Consider the following 7741-nt stretch of genomic DNA (forward strand, 5'->3'; position numbering starts at 1 on the left):
GGGGAGGGTTGGGTCTGTGGTTTTTTTTTTGTGTTTTTTGTTTTTTCTTTTTTTCTTTTTCTTTTCTTTCTCCCCCCCCCCCCCCCCCCCCCCTTTCCTTTCCCCCCCCCCCCCCCCCCCCCCCCCCCCCCCCCGCCTCTTTGCATTTCGCGCCGCATGCATATCCGCCATACAGTGACCCGGCGTCAAACCCCTTGTGCGGAGCGGGATATGCTCCCGCCCGTCGTCATATGATCTTCCACGTTCGATTCTGAGGATGCTGATGGTTCGACAGGGAACGTCGACCGGAAGTCCGCGGCCCCCGGCCAGTCTTGTCTGGCAGCTGCCCGTTGCCGCGACCGTCGCGGCCGCCATCGCGGCCGTGTCCCTGGTCCCCGCTTCTGCCCGCACCCCCGTGGTGGTGATCTGCGCCGTCGCGGTCGTCGCGGTCGCCGCCGCCTGCGCCGAGGTCATGCGGCGCGGCAGACTCGTGACCCAGCTCCGGCACACAGTCGCACAGCAGGAGGCGGCTCTCGCGCAGCAGGCCGCACAGACCACCCGCCTCGCCGGTGAACTGCTGCCCCACGTGGTGGAGCAGCTGCGCAAGGGCGAGTTCCCGGAGGACGTGCTCGCCTCGCTCGACGCCTCCGCCGAGCACCAGGCGGTGCTCCGCTCGGTCGTCGAGGCGGTCAGCGCCGAGGAGGACCTGCGCGAGTCCGCCCAGCGGGCCTTCGTGAACATCGCCCGGCGCGTGCAGGCCATCGTCCACCAGCAGGCCCAGGAACTGCGGGAGATGGAGGACCGGCACGGCCAGACGCCCAGCGTCTTCGGCGACCTGCTCCGCATCGACCACGGCACCGCGCTGATCGGCCGGCTCGCCGACTCCATCGCCGTCCTCGGCGGCGCCCGCCCCGGGCGCCAGTGGAGCAGGGCCGTGCCGCTGTACAGCGTGATGCGTGGCGCGATGTCGCGGATCATCGACTACCAGCGGGTGGAACTGCACTCGGTCTCCGAGGTCGCCGTCGTCGGCACTGCCGTCGAGCCGCTGATCCACGCGCTGTCCGAGCTGCTCGACAACGCCACCCGCTACTCACCGCCGCAGACCAAGGTCCATCTCACCGCCGTCGACGTGCAGTCGGGCATCGCCATCGAGATCGAGGACGGCGGCGTCAGCATGAGCGAGGAGGCCCGGCTGCGGGCGGAACGCATGCTCCGCCAGGCCCAGCAGGGCATCGATGTCAACGACCTCGGGGAGACCCCGCGGCTCGGCCTCGCGGTGGTCGGCCGGCTGTCCCAGGCGTACGGATTCCAGGTCTCGCTGCGCTCGTCGGCGTACGGCGGTGTGCGTGCCGTACTCGTCGTGCCGCAGGACCTCATCACCACGGCGTCCTCGGCGACCGGGCTCGCGCACGGCATCGGCACGACCTCCGGCCCCCGGCCGGCCGACCCGGACACCCACGAACAGTTGGCCAGGCCCGCCACCGGCCCGACGGCCTCGGTACCGGCCGACGACCTGCCGGTGGTGACCGAGCGCGCCTCGAACGGTCTGCCGCAGCGGCGCCGCAAGACCCGCGCGACCGCACCTGCCGAGCCCGTCGCACCGGTCGCCGCCGCGCCTGCCGCCGCCGGCGCGACGGCGTCCGCGCCGGGCTCCGGCGTGCCCTCGGCCGCTTCGGAGGCCGAGCCCGCACCGGCGGTGCAGCCCGGCATGTGGCTGGCCGCGTTCCAGAACGGCCTGTCCGGTGACACCACCCAGCCAAGCAAGGGGAACCAGCAGCCATGATTCAGCGGCAGTCCAACCAGACCAATATGGACTGGATGCTCAAGGACCTGGCGGAGGGCGTTCCGCAGACGCGCAACGTCGTCGTCCTGTCCGCCGACGGTCTGCGCATGGCCCAGTACGGCGCGGACACCGACACCGCTGACCGGCTGGCCGCCGCCTGCGCGGGCCTGCAGTCCCTGGCCGCCGCCGTGGCGTCCGAACTGCCGCACGGTGACGGGCAGATGCGGCTGGTCGTCATCGAGATGAACGGCGGCTTCTTCTATCTGATGGCGGCCGGCGCCGGCGCGTATCTCGCGGTGCTCGCCGACGAGGGAGTCGACGCCGGGCTGATGGGCCAGCGGATGCGGGATCTCGTGCTGCGGATCGGAGAGCACCTGAGCACGCCGCCGCGGCACGAAGGACAGACCGCGTGAGCGACGCGGGCGCGGACTGGGAAGAGAGCAGTCCCGAGCGGCTCTACGTCATCACCGGCGGCCGCAGCGGCTCCTCCGCACCCAGCGCCCTGGACCTGGTCACGCTGATCGTGGCCAGGTCGGGACCCAAACCCGGTATGCAGCCCGAGCACGCGGCAATCGTCCGCCTCTGCAACGCGCCGCTCTCCGTGGCCGAGATCTCCGCCTATCTGGGCCTCCCGGTGAGCATCGTGACCGTGCTGCTCAGCGACCTCATGGCCGAGGACAAGGTGCTGGCCCGCGCACCCGTCCAAGCCGCCCGTCTCCCCGACCGCGCTTTGATTGAGGCAGTGATCGATGGACTTCAAAAGCTCTGAGCAGGCCGTGGGCCCGCGGAGCGAGGACGTGCTGCCGGAGACGGCCACGGCCGCCGTCAAGGTGGTCATCGTGGGTGGCTTCGGCGTCGGCAAGACGACCCTGGTCGGCTCGGTGAGCGAGATCAGGCCGCTGACGACCGAGGAGACGATGACCCAGGCCGGGGTCGGCGTCGACGACACCCAGGGCGTGGAGCGCAAGACCTCCACGACCGTCGCGATGGACTTCGGCCGCATCAGCATCAACGAGGAACTGGTGCTGTATCTGTTCGGCACCCCCGGACAGGAGCGCTTCTGGTTCCTGTGGCGCGGCTTGTTCGAGGGCGCGCTGGGGGCCGTGGTGCTCGTCGACACCCGCCGGCTCGAGGTGAGCTTCGACGTCATCGGCCGGCTCGAGGAGCGCGGCGTTCCGTTCGTGGTCGCCGTCAACTCCTTCCCGGACGCGCCCGCGTACCCCCTCGATGAGCTGCGCGGCGCGCTGGACCTGCCGGAGTCGGTGCCGATCGTGCTGTGCGACGCGCGGCAGCGCGGCTCCAGCCGTGACGTCCTGATGACGCTGATGCGCTATCTCCAGACCCTCGCCACTACGCAGGAGGCGTCATGACCACCCCACCCCCGACACCCGCCGACGGTCTCCTCCCACCGCCCGGCTGCCCCGCTCACGGCCTGCCGGCCGACAGCCTGCGGCGCCTGCCGGAGGCCGCCGACCCCTCCCGCATGTACGAGGAGCTGCGGCGGCAGTACGGCCCCGTCGCTCCGGTCCTGCTGCACGGGGACATCCCGGCCTGGATCGTGCTCGGCTACCGCGAAAACCTCGAAGTGATGCGCACTCCGGCCAAGTTCTCTCGCGATTCGCGCCGCTGGAGCGCGTTCCAGCAGAACAAGGTGCCGCCGAACTCTCCCCTGATCCCCATGGTGGGCTGGCAGCCGCTGTGCGTCTTCGCCGACGGCGAGGAGCATTCGCGGCTGCGCGGCGCGGTGGTCGACGGGCTGGCCGCCTTCAACCGCCGCGGCATGCGCCGCTTCGTCACCCACTACACCCGCGAGCTCGTCGCCCGCTTCGCCACGGACGGCACCGCCGACCTGGTCCGCGACTACGCCGAACCCCTGCCCATGCTGGTCGTCAGCCGTCTGCTCGGCATGGCGCCGGACGAGGGACCGGCGCTGGTGGAGCCGACGCTCGACCTGATGCGCGGCACCGCGACCGCGGCCGCGAGCAACGCGCTCGTCACCCAGGTCCTCGAGGACCTGGTGGCCCGCAAGAAGTCCGAGCCGGGCAACGACCTGGCCTCGCGCCTGATCGCCCACGAGTCCCGCCTCACGGACACCGAGATCGTCGAGCACCTGCGCCTGGTGCTCGTCGCCGCCCATCAGGGCACCGTCAACCTGATCGCCCACACGCTGCGGCTGATGCTGACCGACCGCCGCTTCCGCGGAAGCCTGTCCGGCGGCCGCATGACGCTGCCGGACGCGCTGGAGCAGGTCATGTGGGACGCCCCGAGCATCGGCATCGTTCCGGGCCGATGGGCCGTCGGGGACACCGTCCTGGCGGGACAGCACATCAAAGCCGGCGACATGCTCCTGCTGTGCATCTCCGCCGCCAACGTGGACCCGGAGCAACGGCCCGACCTCGGCCTGCCGATGCACGGCAACCGCTCGCACCTCGCCCTCAGCAGCGGCCCCCACGAGTGCCCGGGCGGCGACATCGGCCGCGCCATCGCGGACACCGGCATCGACGAGCTCATGGCCCTGCTGCCCGACCTGACCCTGGCCGTCCCCGAGACCGAGATCGGCATCCAGGCCAACTGGCTGACCAGCCGCCCCTCCGCCCTGCCGGTGCGCTTCACCCGGCCCCGGTCCCTGGGCGGCTCCCCGGTCCCGGAGCCCCCGTCAACGGCGGCCCAGCCGTTGCCCGTCGCCGCGACGCCCGCCGCGCAGCCGACCGCCGCGCCCGCAGCAGAACCCGCACTGTCGTGGTGGCAGTCGCTGCTCCGGCGCTGAGACGCCCGGCCCGGCGAGGCCCTCTCAGGCGCTGACGCCGGACGTGGCCCGGTGGCGCTCCGGCAACCGCGTACGACCGCCTACGCCCGAGGGGGCCGGCAAGACCCGCTCTCGCCGGGCCCCTTCAACGCGCCCGCCGCGGACGGGCAGGCACCCCGGCGGAGGCGGCGGTCCGGCGTCCGTGCCCTGGTGGAGTGGCGTTGCTGCTTCTACGGTGATGCTTCGTAGATCATTCCGGTTGTGCTTCCGGATTGAGCTCCACTGCCCTGTCCTCAGCCCCACGCCGGATCACGAGACGGTGACCGCGCGTGCCCGTCTCGTGAAAGGCACCCCCGTGACGTTGGCAGACATACCCCGAGCCAAGGGCCGTGTTCCCGGGCTCGGTCACGTTCCGAGGCTCCTGCGGGATCCGCTGGGCGTCCTTCGAGCCCTGCACGCCGAGGGGCCGGTCCTGCGGCTCGACATCGGCACCATGCCGCTGGTGGTCGTGACCAGTGCCCTCACGGTCAACGAGGTCATGGTGAAACACGGCAAGGCCTTCCAGAAGGGCCGGCTCTTCGAGCGTGTGCGGCCGCTGGTCGGCAACGGTCTCGCCAATTCGGACGGTCAGGAACACCTGCGCAACCGGCGGTTGATGCAGCCGATGTTCTACAAGGAGCGGATCGCCGGGTACGCCGAGGTGATGAGCGAGCGGGCGCAGGCTCTCGCGCGCTCCTGGTCTGCGGGGCAGCGCATCGACGTGGACCGGGTGATGGGAACACACGCGATCGAGACGCTGGCCGCCACGCTGTTCTCCGCCGACATCGGGCGGCCTGCCGTCGAGGCGGTCCTCGAGGACCTGCCGGTCATCCTGAAGAACATGCTGCGCAGGGCGCTGGCCCCGCAGTTCACCGACAACTGGCCCATCTGGCACGCATTCGACGCCTCGGCGGCCCGGATGCGCAGCGTGATAGACGACGTGATCGCCGCAACGCGGGCGTCTGCCCCGCAGGAGCGGACGGATCTGCTGTCGCTGCTGCTGGCCGCACGCGACGACACCGGGGCCGGCCTGACCGATCTGGAGGTGCGGGACGAGCTGACGACGATGCTGTTCGCCGGCACCGAGACGACGGCCTCGGTGCTGACCTGGGCGCTGCACCACCTGGCGGAGCGTCCTGACGTCGAACAGGAGGTGCTCGAGGAGATCGAGAAGGCCGTGGGGGACCGGCCCGTGACCTTCGCGGACGTCCCGCAACTGCCCGGCATCACTCGCGTCCTGGACGAGGTGATCCGCCTGCACGGCGTCGTGATCCTCATGCGCAGAACCACCGAGCCGGTCACGCTCGGCGGCTACGGCCTCCCGGCCGATACCGAGGTCCTGATCAGCCCCTACGCCCTGCACCGGAACCCCGATCTGTACCCGGATCCCGACCGGTTCGACCCCGACCGCTGGCTGCCCGGGCAAGTCGCCCGGCGTCCACGCGAGCACGTGGTGCCCTTCGGCGCCGGCAACCGCAAGTGCATCGGCGACCGGTTCGCGTGGATGGAGGCAGCCATCACCCTGGCCACGATCCTGCCGCGCTGGAAGCTGCGCCCCGTACCGGGCAGCAAGCCCCCGAAGGAGTCCACCGCCGCCATGGCCCACCCGACGCGCATGCCGATGGTGGTTCACCTCCGCGGCGACAGCTGAGGCCCTGCCCAAGGTGTTCACACCGCCCCGCGCTCCGGGACCGAGCGCGGCGGGAAGCAAGCGGTGGACTTCGCCTCCACGGCGGGACCGCTGCCCGACACGGTGCCGGTCGCCGCACCGGCGGACGTTCCCCTCCGTCGGCTGCCCGCCGCCGTCACGGTGCATGGAGGTCCTTGTTCCGTTCCGGCCGTTGAAAGTTCGAACCTGGCCGGTTTTGCACGGAGATCGTCCTATTGGATCGGCCACAGTGGCTGAGTACGATGCCCCATAGTTGATCACCTGAGGGGCAAGTTGCGCGTGTGACCACGGCGTTGACGCGCGGCACCCGGCATCGAGAGGCAGGCCCGCAGTGGAGCCCGAGTTGACCGTTCCACCGCTCTTCTCTCCCATCCGACAGGCGATCCACCCTCGGCACGCGGACATAGACGTCCAGACGGCGGCCTGGGCGGAAACATTTCGCATCGGATCCGAAGAACTGCGTGGCAAATTGGTCATGCAGGACATCGGTACGTTCTCCGCCCGCATACTGCCCGAGGGCCGGGAGGAGGTCGTCTCCCTGCTCGCCGACTTCATCCTCTGGCTCTTCGGCGTCGACGACGGCCACTGCGAGGAAGGCGAGCTCGGGCACCGGCCGGGCGACCTGGCCGGTCTTCTGCACCGCCTGATCCGGGTGGCGCAGAACCCGGAGGCGTCGATGATGAAGGACGACCCGCTGGCCGCGGGCCTGCGGGACCTGCGACTGCGGGTGGACCGCTACGGAACGGCCGGCCAGACGGCCCGCTGGGTGGACGCGCTGCGGGAGTACTTCTTCTCCGTGGTGTGGGAGGCCGCGCACCGGCGCGCGGGCACCGTCCCCGGCCTCAACGACTACACCCTGATGCGCCTCTACGACGGCGCCACGTCGGTGGTCCTCCCCATGCTCGAGATGGGCCACGGTTACGAACTCCAGCCGCACGAGCGGGACCACACCGCGGTACGCGCGGTGGCCGAAATGGCCTCCTTCGTCATCACCTGGGACAACGACATCTTCTCCCACCACAAGGAGCGGAGGGGGTCGGGCTACTACCTCAACGCGCTGCGGGTGCTGGAAGAGGAACGCGGCCTGACTCCGGCCCGGGCGCTGGACGTCGCGATCTCCCAGCGCGACCGGGTGATGTGCCTGTTCATGAGGGTGAGCGAGCAGTTGGAGGCGCAGGGCAGCCCCCAGCTCCGGCAGTACCTCCACAGCCTGCGCTGCTTCATACGCGGTGCTCAGGACTGGGGCATCAGCTCGGTGCGCTACACCACGCCCGACGACCCGGCGAGCATGCCGTCGGTTTTCACGGACGTCCCGGCCGACGACAGTGCGGAGCCGCTGGACATCCCGGCCGTTTCCTGGTGGTGGGATCTCCTCCCCGACGGCGCCACGGCTGCCCGCAGACCCGTGCGGAGCCGGCGTTCCGCCTAGGTGTATTGCCCTGAGAGGTTGGGGACGCGGCTGGCGGGTGGTTGGCCTTTCAGCGCGGTGTGTCCGCGGTGGTGATTGTAGGTGTGCAGCCAGCCG

General features: G+C 70.6%; 7 protein-coding genes. All 7 read left to right on the top strand.

Annotated elements, in window-relative coordinates:
* Positions 1-262: 262 nt before the first annotated feature.
* The 7 genes from ACZ4SA_RS08615 (at position 263) to ACZ4SA_RS08645 (ending at position 7645) form a co-directional block, all read left to right on the top strand.
* On the top strand, positions 263-1762 hold the full coding sequence (locus ACZ4SA_RS08615) for a sensor histidine kinase (protein ID WP_468271213.1): 1500 nt from the start codon (positions 263-265) through the stop codon (positions 1760-1762).
* Positions 1759-2175 carry a roadblock/LC7 domain-containing protein gene (locus ACZ4SA_RS08620; RefSeq protein ID WP_356638092.1) on the top strand — a complete coding sequence of 139 codons (417 nt, stop codon included), beginning with the start codon at positions 1759-1761 and terminating at the stop codon, positions 2173-2175. Before ACZ4SA_RS08615 ends, ACZ4SA_RS08620 begins: the two co-directional genes overlap by 4 nt.
* Positions 2172-2531, top strand: a complete 360-nt coding sequence (locus ACZ4SA_RS08625; RefSeq protein ID WP_468271215.1) for a DUF742 domain-containing protein — start codon at positions 2172-2174, stop codon at positions 2529-2531. The genes ACZ4SA_RS08620 and ACZ4SA_RS08625 overlap by 4 nt, the downstream gene beginning before the upstream one ends.
* Positions 2512-3132 carry a GTP-binding protein gene (locus ACZ4SA_RS08630; RefSeq protein ID WP_468271217.1) on the top strand — a complete coding sequence of 207 codons (621 nt, stop codon included), beginning with the start codon at positions 2512-2514 and terminating at the stop codon, positions 3130-3132. Before ACZ4SA_RS08625 ends, ACZ4SA_RS08630 begins: the two co-directional genes overlap by 20 nt.
* Complete coding sequence (locus ACZ4SA_RS08635) at positions 3129-4529, top strand: cytochrome P450 (protein WP_468271219.1); 1401 nt, start codon at positions 3129-3131, stop codon at positions 4527-4529. Before ACZ4SA_RS08630 ends, ACZ4SA_RS08635 begins: the two co-directional genes overlap by 4 nt.
* A 334-nt stretch (positions 4530-4863) precedes the next feature.
* Positions 4864-6198, top strand: a complete 1335-nt coding sequence (locus ACZ4SA_RS08640; protein ID WP_468271222.1) for a cytochrome P450 — start codon at positions 4864-4866, stop codon at positions 6196-6198.
* A 349-nt stretch (positions 6199-6547) separates the two neighbouring features.
* Positions 6548-7645, top strand: a complete 1098-nt coding sequence (locus tag ACZ4SA_RS08645) for a selina-4(15),7(11)-diene synthase (protein ID WP_468271224.1) — start codon at positions 6548-6550, stop codon at positions 7643-7645.
* Positions 7646-7741 lie beyond the last annotated feature (96 nt).

The organism is Streptomyces sp. NPDC027962 (genome assembly GCF_055566095.1).

Excerpts from the sequence above, each read along its gene's own strand:
- ACZ4SA_RS08615 (WP_468271213.1), top strand. The coding sequence starts at position 263 with ATGGTTCGACAGGGAACGTCGACCGGAAGTCCGCGGCCCCCGGCCAGT.
- ACZ4SA_RS08620 (WP_356638092.1), top strand. The coding sequence starts at position 1,759 with ATGATTCAGCGGCAGTCCAACCAGACCAATATGGACTGGATGCTCAAG.
- ACZ4SA_RS08630 (WP_468271217.1), top strand. The coding sequence starts at position 2,512 with ATGGACTTCAAAAGCTCTGAGCAGGCCGTGGGCCCGCGGAGCGAGGAC.
- ACZ4SA_RS08635 (WP_468271219.1), top strand. The coding sequence starts at position 3,129 with ATGACCACCCCACCCCCGACACCCGCCGACGGTCTCCTCCCACCGCCC.